Source organism: Sphingomonas sp., assembly GCF_042095875.1.
Classification (GTDB): Bacteria; Pseudomonadota; Alphaproteobacteria; order Sphingomonadales; family Sphingomonadaceae; genus Sphingomonas.
In genome coordinates this window covers 1-15,303 of the sequence record NZ_JBELMJ010000037.1, presented here as the reverse complement: position 1 = coordinate 15,303, position 15,303 = coordinate 1, and the positions used below count along the sequence as shown (strand labels likewise).

Here is a 15,303-nt window from a genome sequence, read left to right as displayed (position 1 = left end):
GGGAGGTGTCGTGCCTCCCCCGCCTCTTTCCCTTAGATCGGCGGATTGGTTCACGGGCTAATTCAACCCGACGTCATCCCGGACTTGATCCGGGATCCCGCTGTCTTCTCTCCCTCCGAGAAGCGGGACCCCGGATCAAGTCCGGGTGACGTATGAACGTGGGAGAGATTTCTACCCCGCCGCGAGCTGATCGCGCGCGACGCGCTGTAGCGCGCTCGCCTGCTCGCGCGACAGGCCGAGCGCGTCGGCGGCCTGCTCGCCCGCACCGAGCGTCGTCGGATCGACCCCGGTCACGCGCCCGAACACCACCAGCGCCTCCAGGTAATAGCCCGCGGTGCTGGCGTGGTAATGGTCGAAGCTCCACAGGTCGATCTGACCGAAATTGACCCCGTCGTACGGGTTCGGGTCGGCCACCCCGGTCAGAAAGGCGCGATTCCACGCCTGCCCGACCGGCAGCACGCCCGTGACCAGCGGGTTGACCGCGCGCGCCCGGTCGGCGGCGGCGCGCAGGTCGAGCGCCATCAGCGTGATCGGCTTGTTCGACCACGGCCCGTCGGGGGTGCGATACACCTGGTCGGCGCGCGACCAGGTCGCGGTCAGCTGTATCTGCACCTGCGGATTGGCGCGCGCGAACAGCCGTGACAGCCGCGCGATGTCGTTGATATAGGCGCGCGGGTTGCCGGGGCGATCGGGATCGAGCGTGCTATATTCCTGCAGTACCACGACGTCCCACGCGCGGTTGAACAGTCGCCGCCGCTGCTCGTAGTGGAAGCCCAGCGTCCGCCCGCCCTGCACCTCCAGGCTCACCTGATAATCGAGCCCGACCTGCTCGGTGAACGCCTTGAACAAGGCGGGCACCCCGCCGTAGCCCGCGCCGTTCAGGTCGGTGACGGTGTTCGCGTGCCAGTTGCGCACCGGCGAGTTGGCGCCGAAGGTGAAACTGTTGCCGATGAACAGGATCGTGCGCGACGCGCGCGTCGGCGTAACCGGCGGCGCCGTAACGGGGGTGACGACGCTCCCCTGCGCCGCCGCCGCGGCGGGCACGCTCGCCGCCAGCGCCGCCAGCATCGTCGCGCCCCACATCAGCTTCACCATCTCGTCTCCCTCAGCGGACCAGCCACGTTCAACGCCCCGCGCAGCGATCGTTCCGCGTGTCAGGCGGTGAGCGCGAGGAGCGCGAAGCTCGCGAGCCAGTGCGTGCCCATGTAATCGTCGGCGAGGTGCGGCAGGCTCGCCGCCAGGTGCCGCTCGGCCGCGTCGCGCGCCGGTGCCGCGACCGGGTGGGCGTGGCCGAGCGCGGCGGCGAGCGCGCGCCAGCACCACGCGCGGCTCAGGTTCAGCCCGTCCAGGTGCGCGATCTTGCCGTCGCTGCGGTCGGACACGGTCGCGGGGGTGAACAAGGTCGCGGGCTCGCCATGCGCGAGGTCGGGCAGGAAGGCGTCGAACCAGTCGCGGAACGCGGGCGCGGGCAGCACGCGGCTCATCAGCAGCGCTTCGCCAAGCGCGGGCGACAGGAACTCGTCGCCGCCCGGCTCCCATGCCTGGCACCCCCGATCGTTAACGAACCAGTCGCGCGCGCGCTGCTCGATCAACTGCGCGAGCGCCGGGTCGTGCTCGCGCCCCCAATCGTGCGCGAGCGTGAGGGCGAAGGCGGTGTTGAAGTGCGTGCCGACGCGCAGCGGATAGGTCAGCTTGGGCAGGAACTCCGCGAACCGCACCGCGAACGCGCGCGCGAGCGGCGCCAGCGCATTGCCCCACGCCGCGTCGTGGCGCACCGCCTCGCCGTGGAGTGCGAGCAGCCACGCCCAGCCGTAGGGCCGCTCGAACCCCGCGGTGTACGCGCGATCGAGAAAGGCGAGCTCGCCCGCCACTTTCTCACGCATGAACGCCTCATCGGCGCGCGCGCGTATCTCCGCGGCCTCGGCGATGTCGGGGTGGAGCCGCAACAGGGTAAGCAGCTGCCACCAGCCGTGGACGCAGCTGTGCCAGTCGAAACTGCCGAAGAAGATCGGGTGGAGCACGCGCGGGGGTGCCAGGTCGGCGTCGCCGGTCAGCACTTGGTCGAGCTTGTGCGGATATTCTTGGCCCACGTGGCCGAGCGTCAGCCGGGCGAAGGTCGCGGCGTGCGCGGCGGTGAGAACGGTCATCGCAGCACCGCGTAGAGCAGCAGGATGTTGAACGCGAGCAGCGGCAGCGCGGTCGGCACCTGCGCGCGGATCACTCCGCTGCGGTCCTTGAGTTCGAGCAGCGCGGCGGGGACGAGATTGAAGTTCGCCGCCATCGGCGTCATCAACGTGCCGCAGAAGCCCGCCAGCATCCCGATCGCGGCGATCGGCGCGGCGTTGCCGATCCCGCCCCCGCCGGTACCCTGCATCAGGATCGGCACGCCGATCGCCGCCGCCATCACCGGAAAGGCGGCGAAGGCGTTGCCCATCACCATCGTGAACAGCGCCATGCCGATCCCGTAGGCGGCGACCGCGCCGAACAGGCTGTCGGCGGGGATCGCGTAGGCGGCGAGCCGCCCGACGACCTCGCCCACGCCCGACACCGCGAACACCGCGCCCAGACTCGCGAGCATCTGCGGCAGCACCGCGGCCCAGCCGACATCGTCCATCAGCCGGCGTCCCTCGCGCAAGGGCGCGGTCACGCCGGGGCGGAGCCAGGCGAGGCAGGTGGCGACCGCGGCTAGCACGCCGATCGTCAGCGCGACCAGGGTCGCCTGCTTGGGGTCGACCAGCGTCGGCACCGCCTTGAACGCGATCGTGCCGGCGAGCGCGGCGACGGGGATCATCAGCGCGGGCACGAACAGCCCCGCCCCGCGCGGATTTGGCCGCTCGCCGCCGCCCTGCCCGCGCGTCATCCGCCCCGACGCCGCGACCGCGACGAGCGCCAGCACGAGCACTCCGTTGCCGACGTCGCCCAACCGGTCGCCCAACCAGAAGCTCGTCGCGATCAGCGCGTAGAAGGCCGCGTTGGCGAGCCGGCGCGGGCGCTCGACCGCGGCGAGCAGCGCGAAGCCGGCGAAGGCTGCACCCGCGACCGCGTAGACGAAGTTGAGGCCGATCATGCCTCCGCCCCCCGGCGCCGCGCCAGCCGCCGGTCGAGCAGCAGCAGCCGCGCGCCGTGGACCCCGAACGCCGCAATCGCGGTCGGGATCGCCCAGACCGAGAGCTGGAACGGCTCCAGCTCGATGCCGTAGCCTTGCAGCACGCCCTTCATCAGCAGGATCGACCCGATCGCGAGGAAGATGTCCTCGCCGAAGAACAGCCCGACATTGTCGGTCGCCGCCGCCATCGCCTTGACCCGCTCGCTCTCGCCCGCGCCGCCCGCCTGCACCTCGGCCGCCGCCTCCGCCATCGGCGCGACGAGCGGGCGAACGGTCTGCGGGTGGCCCGCGATTGAGGTGAGGCCGAGCGCCGCGAAGACTTGCCGGAACAGCAGGTAGCCGACGAGCAGCCGCCCAGCGGTCACGCCGCGCATTCGCCCGATCAGCGCGCGGGCGCGCGCCTGCAAACCGTAGCGCTCCAGCACGCCGATGACGGGCAGCACGATGTAGATCGCCGACACGTAGCGGCTGTCGTTGAACGCGCGGCCGAAGGTGGCGAGAACGCGAACGGGATCAAGCCCGGCGGCGAGCCCGGTCACCAGCGCGGAGACGACCACCACCAGCATCGGGTTGAACCGCAGCAGGAACCCCAATGCGATCACCACGATACCGGCGAGCACCAGCATCAGCGTTCTCCCCCATGCGGCGCACCATAGCCGCCGCCGCCCGGCGTCAGGATCACGAACACGTCGCCCGCGCACATGTCGACCGCGGCGGTCGATCCGAGCTGCTCGACCCAACCACCGGCGCGCTCGACGCTGTTCGCGCCCGGCGCGCCGTCCGCCCCGCCCGCGAGCCCGAACGGCGCGACGCGGCGGCGATTCGACAGGATCGCGGCGCGCATGGCCGTGCGGAAGCGGATGCGCCGCGTCGCGCCGTCGCCGCCGGGCCGCGCGCCCGCACCGCCCGAGCCTTCTAGAATCGAGAACTCCTCCAACAGCACCGGGAAGCGCACCTCCAGCACCTCGGGATCGGTCAGGCGGCTGTTGGTCATGTGGCTCTGCACGACCGCGGTGCCGGGGAAGTCTGCGCCCGCGCCGGTGCCGCCCGCGATCGTCTCGTAATATTGGTGACCCGCGTCGCCGAAAGTGAAGTTGTTCATCGTCCCCTGCGACGCCGCCTGCGCGCCCAGCGCGCCGAGCAAGGCATCGGTGACGACCTGGCTCGTCTCGACGTTGCCCGCGACCACCGCGGCGGGGTGCCGCGGGTTGAGCATCGACCCTTCGGGCACGTTGATCGCGACCGAGCGCAGGAAGCCGTCGTTGAGCGGGATCGCGGCGTCGATCAGCGTGCGCATGACGTAGAGAACGGCCGCGCGCACCACGGAAACGGGCGCGTTGAAGTTGCTCGGCAGCTGCGCGCTGGTGCCCGCGAAGTCGACGGTCGCGGTGCGCGCCGCCCGGTCGACGCGGAACGACACGCGCACGACCGCGCCATTGTCCATCGCGTAGGCGAAGTCGCCGTCGGGCAAGTCGGGCAGCATCGCGCGGACGGCGGCGTCGGCGTGCGCTTGCAGATGCTCCATATACGCCGACACTGTCGACCGGCCGTAGCTCTCCACCATGCGCGCCAGCCCGTCGGCACCGCGCGCGCACGCCGCCACCTGCGCGGCGAGGTCGGCGAGGTTCTGCTCGACGTTGCGCGACGGCCACGGCCCCGACGCTAACAACGCGCGCAGCTTCTCGCTCCTCATCGCGCCGTCCTCGACCAGCAGCACGTTGTCGAGGATCACGCCCTCCTCTTCGATGCTGACACTGTCGGGCGGCATCGATCCGGGGCTGGTGCCGCCGACGTCGGCGTGGTGCCCGCGCGCGGCGACGAAGAAGGCGGGCTCGGCTCCCTTCCGGTCGTCGGCGCCCGCGAACCCCGGCATGATGACGGTAATGTCGGGCAAATGCGTGCCGCCCTGATAGGGCGCATTCAGCGCATAGACGTCGCCCGCGCGCATCCCGCGCCCGTCCGCCGCCGGCGAACGCCGCGCGATGACGGTGCGGATGCTCTCCCCCATCGAGCCGAGATGCACCGGGATGTGCGGCGCGTTGGCGACGAGATTGCCCGCGGCATCGAAGATCGCGCACGAGAAATCGAGCCGTTCGCGAATGTTGACCGACGATGCGCTGCGCTGGAGCGCGGCGCCCATCTCCTCCGCCAATCCCATGAACAGGCCGGCGAAAATCTCTAGCCGCAGCGGATCGACCCGATCGTCCTGCGCGACGGCTTCGCGCCGCGCGTGGCGCGAGAGGATCAGGTTACCCAAGCCGTCGACGCGGGCGGTCCAGCCGGGTTCCACCACGGTCGTCGACACGGCATCGACGATCAACGCGGGCCCCGTGATCGTAGCGCCGACGCCTAGATGAGCGCGGTCGTGAAGCGCGGCATCGCGCGTCTCGCCCGCGAGATGCACCGCGACCTGCGCGATCGCGGGCCCGCTTTCTTGCGGCAGCGATACCACCCCGTCGGCGTGTGCACCGCTGTCCGCGATCGCCTCGACACGCACCAACTCGGCGACAAGATCGCCCTCGCGCGCGTAACCGAACTGCCGGCGGTGCTGGCTCTGAAAGTCATCGGCCATCGCCTCGGATGCGGATAGCGCGACCTCGATCCCGTAATCGGCGCGAGCGTGACGCAGCTCGACGCGCACCTCGGTCCGCACTCCGGGCGCTTCGACCCCCTGCGCGACGAGCGCGTCGATCGCCTCCTGCTCCAGCGCCGCCACCGCCGTGTCGAGTGCGCCGCGGTCCGACAACGGCACCGACAACGTCGCCTCGCGCAGCACGCGCCGGTCCGCCAGCCCCATGCCATAGGCCGACAGCACGCCGGCGAGCGGGTGGATCATCACCCGATCCATGCCCAGTGCATCGGCGACGAGGCAGGCGTGTTGCCCGCCCGCGCCACCGAAACAGGCGAGCACGTAATCGGCCGGATCGTGCCCGCGCGCGACCGAGATCGCCTTGATCGCCTTGGCCATGTTGGCGACCGCGATTGCGACCAGTCCTTCGGCCGCCTGCTTCCGATCGGGTCGGGCGCCCGTCGTCGCCTCCACCTCGTCCAGCAGTGCGTCGATCTGCGCCTCGGCGGCGGAACGGTCGAGCGGCTGGTCGCCCGTGGGACCGAACAGGCTAGGGAAATGATCGGGCTGGAGCTTGCCGAGGATCAGGTTGCAGTCGGTGATGGTCAACGGCCCGCCGCGTCGATAGCAAGACGGCCCCGGCACCGCGCCCGCCGACTCCGGCCCGACCACCAGACGCCCGCCGACCAGCGCGCAGATCGAACCGCCCCCCGCCGCAACCGTGTCGATCCGCATCGTCGGCGCTGCCACCCGCACGCCCGCGATCACCGCGTCGTTGCGCCGCTCGTAGCGCCCGGCAAAGAGCGACACGTCGGTCGAGGTCCCGCCCATGTCGAAGCCGATGACGCGGTCGAAGCCCGCGGTCTCGGCGGTGCGCGCCATGCCGACGATCCCGCCCGCCGGGCCCGACAGGAGCGCGTCCTTGCCGCCGAACGCCGCGCCGTCGATCAGCCCCCCGTTCGACTGCATGAACAGCGGCGCCTGCCCACCGCCCAGCGCCGCGCCGAAGCGATCGACGTAGCTGCCCAGCACCGGCGACAGATAGGCGTCGACCACCGCGGTGTCGCCGCGCGCGACCAGCTTGATCAGCGGGGATACCTGATGGCTGACCGACACCTGCGTGAAACCGATCGCGCGCGCGATATCCGCCAGCGCCGCTTCGTTGGCGGGGTAGCGATAGCCGTGGACCAGCACGATCGCGACCGCGCGCAGTCCGTCGTCGTACGCCGCCTGGAACGCGCGGGCCGCCGCGTCGCGGTCGAGCGCGCGGACGACGCCGCCGTCGGCGTCGACGCGCTCGTCCACCTCGACCACCCGCGCGTAGAGCGGGTCGGCGCGGCGGATGTGGCGCGCGAAAATGTCCGGCCGGTCCTGGTATCCGATCACCAGCGCGTCGCGGAAACCGCGCGTGATCGCGAGCAGCGTCGGTGCCCCTTTGCGCTCGAGCAGCGCGTTGGTCGCGACCGTGGTGCCCAGCCGGATGTCGGCCGGCGGCAGGTCGCCCTCCGCCACGCCGGTCAGCTGCCGGATCGCGTGCACCGCCGCGTCGTCGTAGCGGCCGGGGTCTTCCGACAGTAATTTGGCGGTGGTCAGCCTGCCCGCCGGATCACGCGCGACGACGTCGGTGAAGGTACCGCCGCGGTCGATCCAGAACTGCCACTCGCCCGGCATCGCATCCCCTTCGCTCGGCCGCCGCTGTAACGAGCGCGGGGCACCCAAGTCAAAGCGGCCGGCATCGCGGAGAGCCGGCGCGCTAGGGGATCAGCCGGTCGGCGCGAAGCTGCGCGAACAGGTCGAAGAACGCGTCGTCGGTCGGCTGATAGGCGGTGAAGCCCAGTCGCCGACTCTTGCCCATGTCGGTCACCACCTCGATCGGGCGACCGAGATCGGCGTCGGTGTGCCACGGCGACGCGAGCCGATCGAGGTTCGGCTCGGCCAGCCCCGCGCGCGCCGCGATCTCGCGCCACACGCCCGCGTCGTCGGCCATCTGCTGCTCCAGCGGACGGACCGTTCCGTCGAACGGCGCCGCCTCGACCCCGAACCAGTCGGCGATGCGGCCCCACATCCAGCTCCAGCGAAACACGTCGCCGTTGACGATGTTGAACGCCTCGTCGTGTGCCGCCTCCGTCTCCACCGCCCACAGCAGGTGCCGCGCGAGTTGGCGCGCGTCGGTCATGTCGGTCAGCCCGTTCCACTGCGCCGCCGAGCCCGGAAAGGTGAACGGCCGCCCCGTCTCGCGGCAGATCGTGGCGTAGACCGCGAGCGTCGTGCCCATGTTCATCGCGTTGCCGATCGCGCGGCCGATCACGGTGTGCGGGCGATGCACGCTCCACGTGAAGCCGTCGCGCGCGGCGGCGGCGAACAGCTCGTCCTCCTGCGCGTAGTAGAAATTCTCGACATCGAGCCGGCCCTGCTTTTCGCGGAACGGCGTCTGCGGCAGCGTGCCTTTGCCGTACGCCTCGAACGGGCCGAGGTAATGCTTCAACCCCGTCACCAGCGCGACGTGGCGCGCGCCGGTGGGCTTGGGCAACGCGTCCAGCAGGTTGCGCACCATGGCCGAGTTGACGCGGATGTTCTCCGCCTCGCTGTCCTGCCGCGCCCAAGTGGTGATGAACACCGCGTCGGGGTTCACCCCGGCCAGCACGGCGCGCGTCGCCGCGGCGTCCTGCAGGTCGGCCGCGACCGGCTGCACGCCGTCCTGCTCGACGCCGCGCCGCGCGAGGCCGTGGACGGTCCAGCCCTGCTCCACCAGCAGCGCCGCGGTCGCGCTGCCGCCGATCCCGCTCGCGCCCACCACCAATGCCGTCTTCGCCATCACGCAAACTCCCGAATGTCGACGCCCGAGCTAGGCAGCGCGCGCGCCCGCTTCTAGACGGCACCGTTCGGGGACATAGGCACCGTGAGGTAACCAGTGACGACCAGCACCGACGAGGAGGAGTGGCGCGAGGATTGCGCGCCGCGCCGCGTGCTCGAACTGTTCGCGACCAAGTGGACCAGCATGATCCTTCACACGCTCGACGCGCGCCACGCCGGCGCGGCGCGGACCGGCGTGCTCCAGCGCAGCCTGCCGGGCATTTCCAAGAAGATGCTGACGCAGACGCTGCGCGACATGGAGGCGAGCGGGTTCGTCTCGCGCCACGTCCAGGGCACGATCCCGCCCGCGGTCGAGTATCGCCTGACCCCGCTCGGGCAGCGCTTCGTCGAGCCGGTGGAGCTGCTCTACGGCTGGGGGCGCGACAATGCCGACGCGCTCGACCAGATGGGCGCGCGCCCCACGTCGCGGCGCGGTGCTCGCGCGGTTCCCGGCCGCGCCGGTCCGGTGTAAGGCATCGCGATGATCCGCGTTAACGAGCTCAAGCTGCCGCTCCACCACGCCGACGAGGCGCTGCCCGCCGCAATCGTAAAGCGGTTGAAGATCACGCCGCGCGACCTGATCCGCTTCTCGGTCGCGCGGCGCGGGCACGACGCGCGCGACCGCAGCAACATCGCGCTCGTCTACGCGGTCGACGTGGCGGTCAAGAACGAGGGCACCGTGCTCGCCCGCCTGCGCCGCGACCGCGACGTCGGCCTGACGCCCGACACGCGCTACAAGCCGGTGGCGACCGCGCCCGCGGGGGCGATGCGCCCGGTGGTGATCGGCGCGGGGCCGTGCGGGCTGTTCGCCGCGCTGATCCTCGCGCAGATGGGCTACCGCCCGATCGTGCTCGAACGCGGCAAGGTGGTGCGCGAGCGGACCAAGGACACCTGGGGGCTGTGGCGCCGCAGCGTGCTCAACCCCGAATCGAACGTGCAATACGGCGAAGGCGGCGCCGGCACATTCTCCGACGGCAAGCTCTACAGCCGGATCAAGGACCCGCGACACCTCGCGCGCAAGGTGCTGACCGAGTTCGTCGCCGCGGGCGCCCCGCCCGAGATCCTGACCGAGGCGCACCCGCATATCGGCACCTTTCGCCTCGTCACGATGGTGGAGAGCATGCGCGCCACGATCGAGCAGCTGGGCGGCGAGTATCGCTTCGGAACGCGCGTCGACGGGCTCGACATCGCGACTGACGGCGCCGGCGGCGCGCGACGCGTCCAGGGGCTCCACCTGGCGGACGGCAGCTACCTGGAGGCGAGCCACGTCGTGATGGCGATCGGGCACAGCGCGCGCGACACGTTCGAAATGCTCCACGAGGCCGGCGTCCATGCCGAGGCGAAGCCCTTCTCGGTCGGGGTCCGCATCGAGCATCCGCAATCGTGGATCGACCGCGCGCGCTTCGGCCACGACGCGGGCAACCCGATCCTGGGCGCGGCGGAATACCATATCTCGCATCACTGCTCGAACGGGCGGACGGTCTACAGCTTCTGCATGTGCCCGGGCGGCACCGTGGTCGCCGCCACCTCGGAGGAAGGCCGCGTCGCCACCAACGGGATGAGCCAGTATTCGCGCAACGAGCGCAACGCCAACTCGGGCTTCGTCGTCGCGATCGACCCCGCGCGCGACTATCCCGGCGACCCGCTCGCCGGCATTGCGCTCCAGCGGCGGCTGGAGGAACAGGCGTTCGTGGCGGGCGGCAGCAATTATCACGCGCCCGCACAGCGCGTCGGCGACTTCCTCGCCGGGCGCGCTTCGACCGCGCTCGGCACGGTGGTGCCGTCGTACAAGCCCGGCGTGACCCCGACCGACCTCGCATCTTGCCTGCCCGATTTCGCGGTCGCCGCGATGCGCGAGGCGATCCCCGTGTTCGGGCGCCAGATCAAGGGCTACGACCACCCGGACGTCGTGATGACGGGCGTGGAGACGCGCACCTCCTCCCCCGTCCGCTTCACGCGCGGCGACGACATGCAGAGCCTCAACACCACCGGGCTGTTCCCCGCCGGCGAGGGCGCGGGCTACGCTGGCGGCATCCTGTCGGCCGGGGTCGACGGGATCAAGGTCGCGGAGGCGGTCGCGCTCGCCATCGGCGCCGTCGGGGTCGGACGCCGCGCGGCGTGACGCTGATCGCATTCAACAAGCCATTCGGTGTCCTGTGCCAGTTCACCGACGCGAAATCGCCCACCAAACGCGCGACGCTGTCCGACTTCATCGACGTGGGCGGCGTCTACCCCGCCGGCCGGCTCGACCGCGACAGCGAGGGATTGCTGCTGCTGACCGACGACGGCCGCATGCAGGCGCGGATCGCCGACCCCAGGTTCAAGCTGCCCAAGACCTATCTGGTCCAGGTCGAGGGTGAGGCGAGCGACCGAGCGCTCGAGGCGCTGCGCCGCGGCGTGACGCTCAACGACGGCCCGACCCGCCCCGCCGAGGTCGAGGCGATCGCACCGCCCGAGCTGTGGCCGCGCGATCCCCCGATCCGCTACCGCGCGAGCGTGCCCGACTGCTGGCTGCGCCTGACCATCCGCGAGGGCCGCAATCGCCAGGTGCGGCGCATGACCGCCGCGATCGGGCTGCCGACGCTCCGCCTGGTGCGCTGGCGCATCGGCGAGTGGACACTGGGCGATCTGGCACCCGGCACCTGGGCCCGGGTGTGAAGATCTTCTTCGACGGCGGGCTGCGCCCGCTGCCCGCCGGGATGGAAACAGCGGTAGTGATCGCGGGGCAGGCATTCGTCGCGCGCGGCCTGGGCGCGGGTACCAGCATGACCGCGGAATGGCTCGCGCTGATCGAGGCGGCGCGGCGCGCGGTCGCGCTGGGACTCGGGGGCGCGGTGCTGCTGGGCGACGCCGCTGCGGTCGTCGCGCAGGCGAACGGGCGCGTTCGCTGCCCCGCCGCGCACGTCGCGCACCTCGCAGACTTCCTCGCGCTGCGTGACGCCGCGAGCCCGCTGCGCGCGCGTTATGTCAAGCGATCGCAGAACCTTGCGGGGATCGCGCTCGCCGCCGCGCACGCGCGTTAACCCTCTTCGCCGCGTCGTTCGGTCGCGAAAAGCGGAACACGCCATCACGCGGGATGTTGACCTGCTCGGCAATCGGTACGACGACATGTCATTACGGCAGCGTTTCTCGGGCGTTGCCACGACGATCGCACGGTTTTCGGACGGCTTCCCGCTCGGGCGGTCGTCGACACACAGGGAGTAGATGATGGCACGTTCGGCAGAGAAGCGCGGCAAGGACGAAACTGCAGCCGCGGAGAAGAAGGTCAAGGCGACCGGCAAGCCCGCGGGCGGCGCGCGCGGCGGCATCACCGCTCCCGTCACCCCGTCCGACGACCTGGCCGAGATCGTCGGCAAGGACGACCTGCCGCGCAGCGAGGTCGTCAGCAAGGTGTGGGAATACATCAAGAAGCACGACCTGCAGGACGCCAAGGACCGCCGCCAGATCAACGCGGACGACAAGCTGGAGAAGATCTTCGGCAAGAAGTCGGCCAGCATGTTCGAGATGAACAAGTTCCTGAGCGCGCACCTGAGCTCGCCCAAGAAGTAAGCCTTCTCGACCACCGGCCGTCGCAGCGATGCGGCGGTCGGTCGGTCGCGGACGTTCCGCCGATCGCGGACACGCCGCAGCGGCGCGTCCATCCGATTTTGCCGCCCAATTCCTCACCGATCGGTGATGGCTCAGCCCCGTTACGCGCACAACCCGGCCAAGATGCACCACGGCCTGGGTAGTTCGAGCGAGCCCTCGGCGCTCAGGTCCAGTAGAGAATCCGTGCCGCGGGCAGCGCGTCGCCGATCGCGCGCTCGAAGAAGCCGCGCAGGCTGCGCATCGTCGCGGCGTCGTACACCTGCTTCTCCGCGCCGAACTTGGTCCGCTTGGTCACGCGGTTCGTCGCACTCATGTCGAGCGCGGAGCCGGGATACCAGCTGTCGAGCACCGCCTTCGATCCCGTATTGAACCGATGGGTGATCAGCTCCACCGTCAGGTCGAGGCTAGCGAGGTTGCCGAGCTGCGCCGCCGCGTCGTCGATCAGCGCGCCGTACGCCTCCTCCCAGCCGTCGGCGGCGATGATCGGCGCGATCGTCAGCCCGATCGGATAGCCCGCCTGCGCCATAAGCCGCAGCGCGACCAGCCGATCGTGCACGCGCGACGTGCCCCCCTCGAACCGCGCGAACGCGGGCGGGTTGACCGACGCGCGCATCCGGGTGCGGCCGCCGTGGTCGAGTGCGAGCAGCGGCGTCACGTCGGCGAACTTGGTGGTGAACCGCAGCTGCGCATCCGCCTGCCAGCGCCCGAACCACGTCACCGCCGCGGACAGCGACCCCGTCAGCGGTTCCAGCGCGAGCGGATCGGTGTAGCATGACGCCTCGAACGTCGTCCCCTCGTGCGCGCGCGCGGTCGAGCGCGAGGTGATCGTGCCCTGCCCCAGATAGTCGGGCAGCACGCCCAGTATCTCGTCCAGATTGGCGTAGACGCGCGTGATCGGCGGTCCCTTCAGCGACCCGGCGAGGTAGCAGTAGCTGCAATGCGCCGGGCACCCTTCCGCCAGGTCGACGCGCCAGTCGGCACTCGGCGCGATCGGCTGCAGCCGCCGCTTGGACGGCGGCGCGACCGTGACCGCCAGCGTGTTCTTCGCCTCGGCATAGGCGCGGCGCGGATCGTCCGACAGCGCGAGGTTGAGCCTGTCGCCCGGCAGCTCGACCACCTCGATTCCCAGCGCCGCGGCGCGCGCCGCGATCTCGCACCCGTGCGCGAAGCCGCGCGCCGCGCGCGTGACGAGGACGCGGCGCGGCCGCCACGCCCGTGGTGCCCGCTCGACCGGTGATGTCGCCAATGCCATGCGGGTCGAACGAGCGGCGACGCGCGCGGCTCCGCCCCCCGGTAGGAGAGCATCTCGCTAAACGTTCGAAACAGCGCGCCATCCCCGCCCATGGCAGGCGAAACGGATCGTTAGCGCGCCCCGCCGGTTGAGGAACAACAGAGTAGCGACGGGACGGAATGCGATGGCCGAGCAGATGGACGACGAAGCCTTCCACGGACAGTCGGAGGTGCCGATCAGCGTCGGCCTCTACTATCTCGCCTTTCTGCTGGTCGCGACGCTGTCGATGCTGCTGATCGCGGGCGGCGTGATCGGTTGATCCCGCCGGGCGGCGCCCACCGCCGCCCCTTCAGCGCAGCCGCCGGCACACGCGCACCAGCGTCGGCTCGTCCGCCACCGGCTCGGTCGCGAAGCCCATCTGGCGTTGCAGCGCGATCGACGCGTGATTGTCGCGGTCCTCGATCGACACGAGCGACGTGTACCCAGCATTCTCCGCATAGCCGACGAGGTAATCGAGCAGCGTCCACCCGATGCCGCGCCCCTTCGACGCGGCGCGGATCATGATCGCGACCTCGCAATGCTCGCCCGCGGCGTCGCCCTTCAGCGTCGCCGACGCGATCACCTGCCGCTGTTCGTCGAACGCGAGGAAACTGGTGACCCGTGCCGCCGGATCGGACAGCAGTTGCGCGAAGCGCTGCTCGCTCGTCTCGCGCTCGCCCGACAGGAAGCGGAAGCGCAAATCGTCGCTCGACACCTGGCGGAACAGCTCGACCAGCATGTCCTCGTCGCGGCGGCTGACCGGGCGAAGGAAGAAGCGGAAGCCGGTACGCGTCACCAGCGTCTCGGTCTCGTCCGGCATCATGCTCCATCTCCTCGTCGCCGTCGCCGCTCTGGCGCGCGGCGGTAAAACGGTCGAACGCGCGATCTGCTCCGAGCCCGCGCCGTCCAACCACCGGCCAGAACTCATCGCACTTCGTCGTCGCGCCGAGCGAACCAACCCAGATCAGGAACATTATGTCGCCATGACCCAGACCACCCAGCGCCACCGCGCCACCCGAACCGCGTGCCGGTGACCGTGCCCGACACCCTGTCATCGCGGCAGACCGCGCTTTCCTCGGCCGAACGGATCGACGGCTATCTCCCGCTCGAGCAATATGGCGCGCTCGGCGACGGCCGCTCGGTCGCGCTGTCGGGCAGCGACGGGTCGATCGACTGGTGGTGCGTGCCCAACATGGACTCGGCGCCGCTGTTCGACCGGCTGCTCGACGCGGAGAACGGCGGCCGCTTCGTGCTGCAACCGCGCGAGCCGTTCACGGTCGAGCGCCGCTACCGCGACGGCAGCAACGTGCTCGACACGGTGTTCACCACCGCCTCGGGCCGCGCGCGGCTCACCGAATCGATGAACAGCGGCACCGCCGGGCGGCTGCCCTGGGCCGAGCTGGCGCGGCGGGTCGAGGGGCTGGAGGGCCGCGTCCGCTTCGACCTGGTGATGCGGCTCGGCCGGCGCGGCGACACCGTCAACCCGTATCATTCCACCATCGGCGAGCACATCGTGTTCCACGTCGAGCGCGTGCTGGGATTGTTCGTCCACGACGACCTGCTCACCTGCGACTGGGCGGACGAGGGGATCACCGGCGAGCTGACCGTCGGGCCGGGCGAGCGCTGCACCGTGGCGATCGTCGCGGGTCGCGACGAGCCGCTGGTCGCCCCCGACATCCGCCAGATCGACGAGCGGATCGACGTGTCGGACCAGGAATGGCGCGACTGGTGCGCGCGCGTGTCCTATTCGGGCGCGGATCGCGACACCTTCCTGCGCAGCGCGCTGGCGCTCAAGCTGCTGCTCTACTCGCCCTCGGGCGCGATCGCGGCGGCGGCGACGACCTCGGTGCCCGAGGGGATCGGGGGCGAGAAGAACTGGGACTATCGCTACGCCTGGATCCGCGACGCGGGCTACAC

Annotated in this window: 16 protein-coding genes; 8 read left to right on the top strand and 8 right to left on the bottom strand. The window is 70.9% G+C overall.

Going from position 1 to position 15,303, the window contains the following annotated elements; all coding sequences use genetic code 11:
- Window positions 1-171 precede the first annotated feature (171 nt).
- The 6 genes from ACFDS6_RS12635 to ACFDS6_RS12610 all read right to left on the bottom strand — a co-directional run bounded on the left by ACFDS6_RS12635 (window position 172) and on the right by ACFDS6_RS12610 (window position 8,490).
- The gene (locus ACFDS6_RS12635; protein WP_375272534.1) at window positions 172-1,095 is read right to left on the bottom strand and encodes a PEP-CTERM sorting domain-containing protein; all 924 of its coding nucleotides are present in this window, start codon (window positions 1,093-1,095) and stop codon (window positions 172-174) included.
- 59 nt (window positions 1,096-1,154) lie between these two features.
- Window positions 1,155-2,147, bottom strand: a complete 993-nt coding sequence (locus ACFDS6_RS12630; protein WP_375272533.1) for a DUF2891 domain-containing protein — start codon at window positions 2,145-2,147, stop codon at window positions 1,155-1,157.
- Complete coding sequence (locus ACFDS6_RS12625) at window positions 2,144-3,067, bottom strand: 5-oxoproline transporter, DUF979 family subunit (RefSeq protein WP_375272532.1); 924 nt, start codon at window positions 3,065-3,067, stop codon at window positions 2,144-2,146. The genes ACFDS6_RS12630 and ACFDS6_RS12625 overlap by 4 nt, the downstream gene beginning before the upstream one ends.
- Window positions 3,064-3,732 (bottom strand): DUF969 domain-containing protein, encoded by a 669-nt coding sequence (locus ACFDS6_RS12620; protein WP_375272531.1) that lies wholly within the window; start codon window positions 3,730-3,732, stop codon window positions 3,064-3,066. Before ACFDS6_RS12620 ends, ACFDS6_RS12625 begins: the two co-directional genes overlap by 4 nt.
- The gene (locus ACFDS6_RS12615) at window positions 3,732-7,346 is read right to left on the bottom strand and encodes a hydantoinase B/oxoprolinase family protein (RefSeq protein WP_375272530.1); all 3,615 of its coding nucleotides are present in this window, start codon (window positions 7,344-7,346) and stop codon (window positions 3,732-3,734) included. Before ACFDS6_RS12615 ends, ACFDS6_RS12620 begins: the two co-directional genes overlap by 1 nt.
- Before the next feature lie 82 nt (window positions 7,347-7,428).
- Window positions 7,429-8,490 (bottom strand): SDR family oxidoreductase, encoded by a 1,062-nt coding sequence (locus tag ACFDS6_RS12610; protein ID WP_375272529.1) that lies wholly within the window; start codon window positions 8,488-8,490, stop codon window positions 7,429-7,431.
- Between the two features lie 96 nt (window positions 8,491-8,586).
- Between ACFDS6_RS12610 and ACFDS6_RS12605 the strand changes: the two genes are divergently transcribed.
- The 5 genes from ACFDS6_RS12605 (at window position 8,587) to ACFDS6_RS12585 (ending at window position 12,077) form a co-directional block, all read left to right on the top strand.
- A complete protein-coding gene (locus tag ACFDS6_RS12605; RefSeq protein WP_375272528.1) occupies window positions 8,587-9,000 on the top strand; it encodes a winged helix-turn-helix transcriptional regulator in 414 nt (137 codons plus the stop codon).
- 9 nt (window positions 9,001-9,009) lie between these two features.
- Window positions 9,010-10,650, top strand: a complete 1,641-nt coding sequence (locus tag ACFDS6_RS12600; protein WP_375272526.1) for an NAD(P)/FAD-dependent oxidoreductase — start codon at window positions 9,010-9,012, stop codon at window positions 10,648-10,650.
- Complete coding sequence (locus ACFDS6_RS12595) at window positions 10,647-11,186, top strand: pseudouridine synthase (RefSeq protein ID WP_375272525.1); 540 nt, start codon at window positions 10,647-10,649, stop codon at window positions 11,184-11,186. The genes ACFDS6_RS12600 and ACFDS6_RS12595 overlap by 4 nt, the downstream gene beginning before the upstream one ends.
- The gene (locus ACFDS6_RS12590; protein WP_375272524.1) at window positions 11,183-11,551 is read left to right on the top strand and encodes a reverse transcriptase-like protein; all 369 of its coding nucleotides are present in this window, start codon (window positions 11,183-11,185) and stop codon (window positions 11,549-11,551) included. Before ACFDS6_RS12595 ends, ACFDS6_RS12590 begins: the two co-directional genes overlap by 4 nt.
- A gap of 184 nt (window positions 11,552-11,735) precedes the next feature.
- Entirely contained in the window at window positions 11,736-12,077 is a 342-nt protein-coding gene (locus tag ACFDS6_RS12585; protein WP_375272523.1) for an SWIB/MDM2 domain-containing protein, read from the top strand.
- 202 nt (window positions 12,078-12,279) lie between these two features.
- Here ACFDS6_RS12585 and ACFDS6_RS12580 read toward each other — a convergent pair whose 3' ends face one another.
- On the bottom strand, window positions 12,280-13,368 hold the full coding sequence (locus tag ACFDS6_RS12580; RefSeq protein WP_375272522.1) for a radical SAM protein: 1,089 nt from the start codon (window positions 13,366-13,368) through the stop codon (window positions 12,280-12,282).
- 175 nt (window positions 13,369-13,543) lie between these two features.
- On the opposite strand from ACFDS6_RS12580, the gene ACFDS6_RS12575 reads away from it, so the two are divergent.
- Window positions 13,544-13,666, top strand: a complete 123-nt coding sequence (locus tag ACFDS6_RS12575; RefSeq protein ID WP_375272521.1) for a hypothetical protein — start codon at window positions 13,544-13,546, stop codon at window positions 13,664-13,666.
- 30 nt (window positions 13,667-13,696) lie between these two features.
- Here the strand turns inward: ACFDS6_RS12575 and ACFDS6_RS12570 are convergent, their stop codons facing one another.
- Window positions 13,697-14,209: a GNAT family N-acetyltransferase gene (locus tag ACFDS6_RS12570; RefSeq protein ID WP_375272520.1), complete on the bottom strand. Its 513-nt coding sequence runs from the start codon at window positions 14,207-14,209 to the stop codon at window positions 13,697-13,699.
- Here ACFDS6_RS12570 and ACFDS6_RS12565 point away from each other — a divergent pair.
- A complete protein-coding gene (locus ACFDS6_RS12565; RefSeq protein ID WP_375272519.1) occupies window positions 14,208-14,420 on the top strand; it encodes a hypothetical protein in 213 nt (70 codons plus the stop codon). The genes ACFDS6_RS12570 and ACFDS6_RS12565 overlap by 2 nt on opposite strands.
- On the top strand, window positions 14,417-15,303 hold an 887-nt coding region (locus ACFDS6_RS12560; RefSeq protein WP_375272518.1), incomplete at its 3' end, for a trehalase-like domain-containing protein. The genes ACFDS6_RS12565 and ACFDS6_RS12560, both read left to right, overlap by 4 nt.

What these genes read in the sequence shown, in the direction of transcription:
- ACFDS6_RS12635 (WP_375272534.1), bottom strand. Translation starts at nt 1,095, where the DNA reads ATGGTGAAGCTGATGTGGGGCGCGACGATGCTGGCGGCGCTGGCGGCG.
- ACFDS6_RS12630 (WP_375272533.1), bottom strand. Translation starts at nt 2,147, where the DNA reads ATGACCGTTCTCACCGCCGCGCACGCCGCGACCTTCGCCCGGCTGACG.
- ACFDS6_RS12625 (WP_375272532.1), bottom strand. Translation starts at nt 3,067, where the DNA reads ATGATCGGCCTCAACTTCGTCTACGCGGTCGCGGGTGCAGCCTTCGCC.
- ACFDS6_RS12620 (WP_375272531.1), bottom strand. Translation starts at nt 3,732, where the DNA reads ATGCTGGTGCTCGCCGGTATCGTGGTGATCGCATTGGGGTTCCTGCTG.
- ACFDS6_RS12615 (WP_375272530.1), bottom strand. Translation starts at nt 7,346, where the DNA reads ATGCCGGGCGAGTGGCAGTTCTGGATCGACCGCGGCGGTACCTTCACC.
- ACFDS6_RS12610 (WP_375272529.1), bottom strand. Translation starts at nt 8,490, where the DNA reads ATGGCGAAGACGGCATTGGTGGTGGGCGCGAGCGGGATCGGCGGCAGC.
- ACFDS6_RS12600 (WP_375272526.1), top strand. Translation starts at nt 9,010, where the DNA reads ATGATCCGCGTTAACGAGCTCAAGCTGCCGCTCCACCACGCCGACGAG.
- ACFDS6_RS12585 (WP_375272523.1), top strand. Translation starts at nt 11,736, where the DNA reads ATGGCACGTTCGGCAGAGAAGCGCGGCAAGGACGAAACTGCAGCCGCG.
- ACFDS6_RS12580 (WP_375272522.1), bottom strand. Translation starts at nt 13,368, where the DNA reads ATGGCATTGGCGACATCACCGGTCGAGCGGGCACCACGGGCGTGGCGG.
- ACFDS6_RS12575 (WP_375272521.1), top strand. Translation starts at nt 13,544, where the DNA reads ATGGACGACGAAGCCTTCCACGGACAGTCGGAGGTGCCGATCAGCGTC.
- ACFDS6_RS12565 (WP_375272519.1), top strand. Translation starts at nt 14,208, where the DNA reads ATGCTCCATCTCCTCGTCGCCGTCGCCGCTCTGGCGCGCGGCGGTAAA.
- ACFDS6_RS12570 (WP_375272520.1), bottom strand. Translation starts at nt 14,209, where the DNA reads ATGATGCCGGACGAGACCGAGACGCTGGTGACGCGTACCGGCTTCCGC.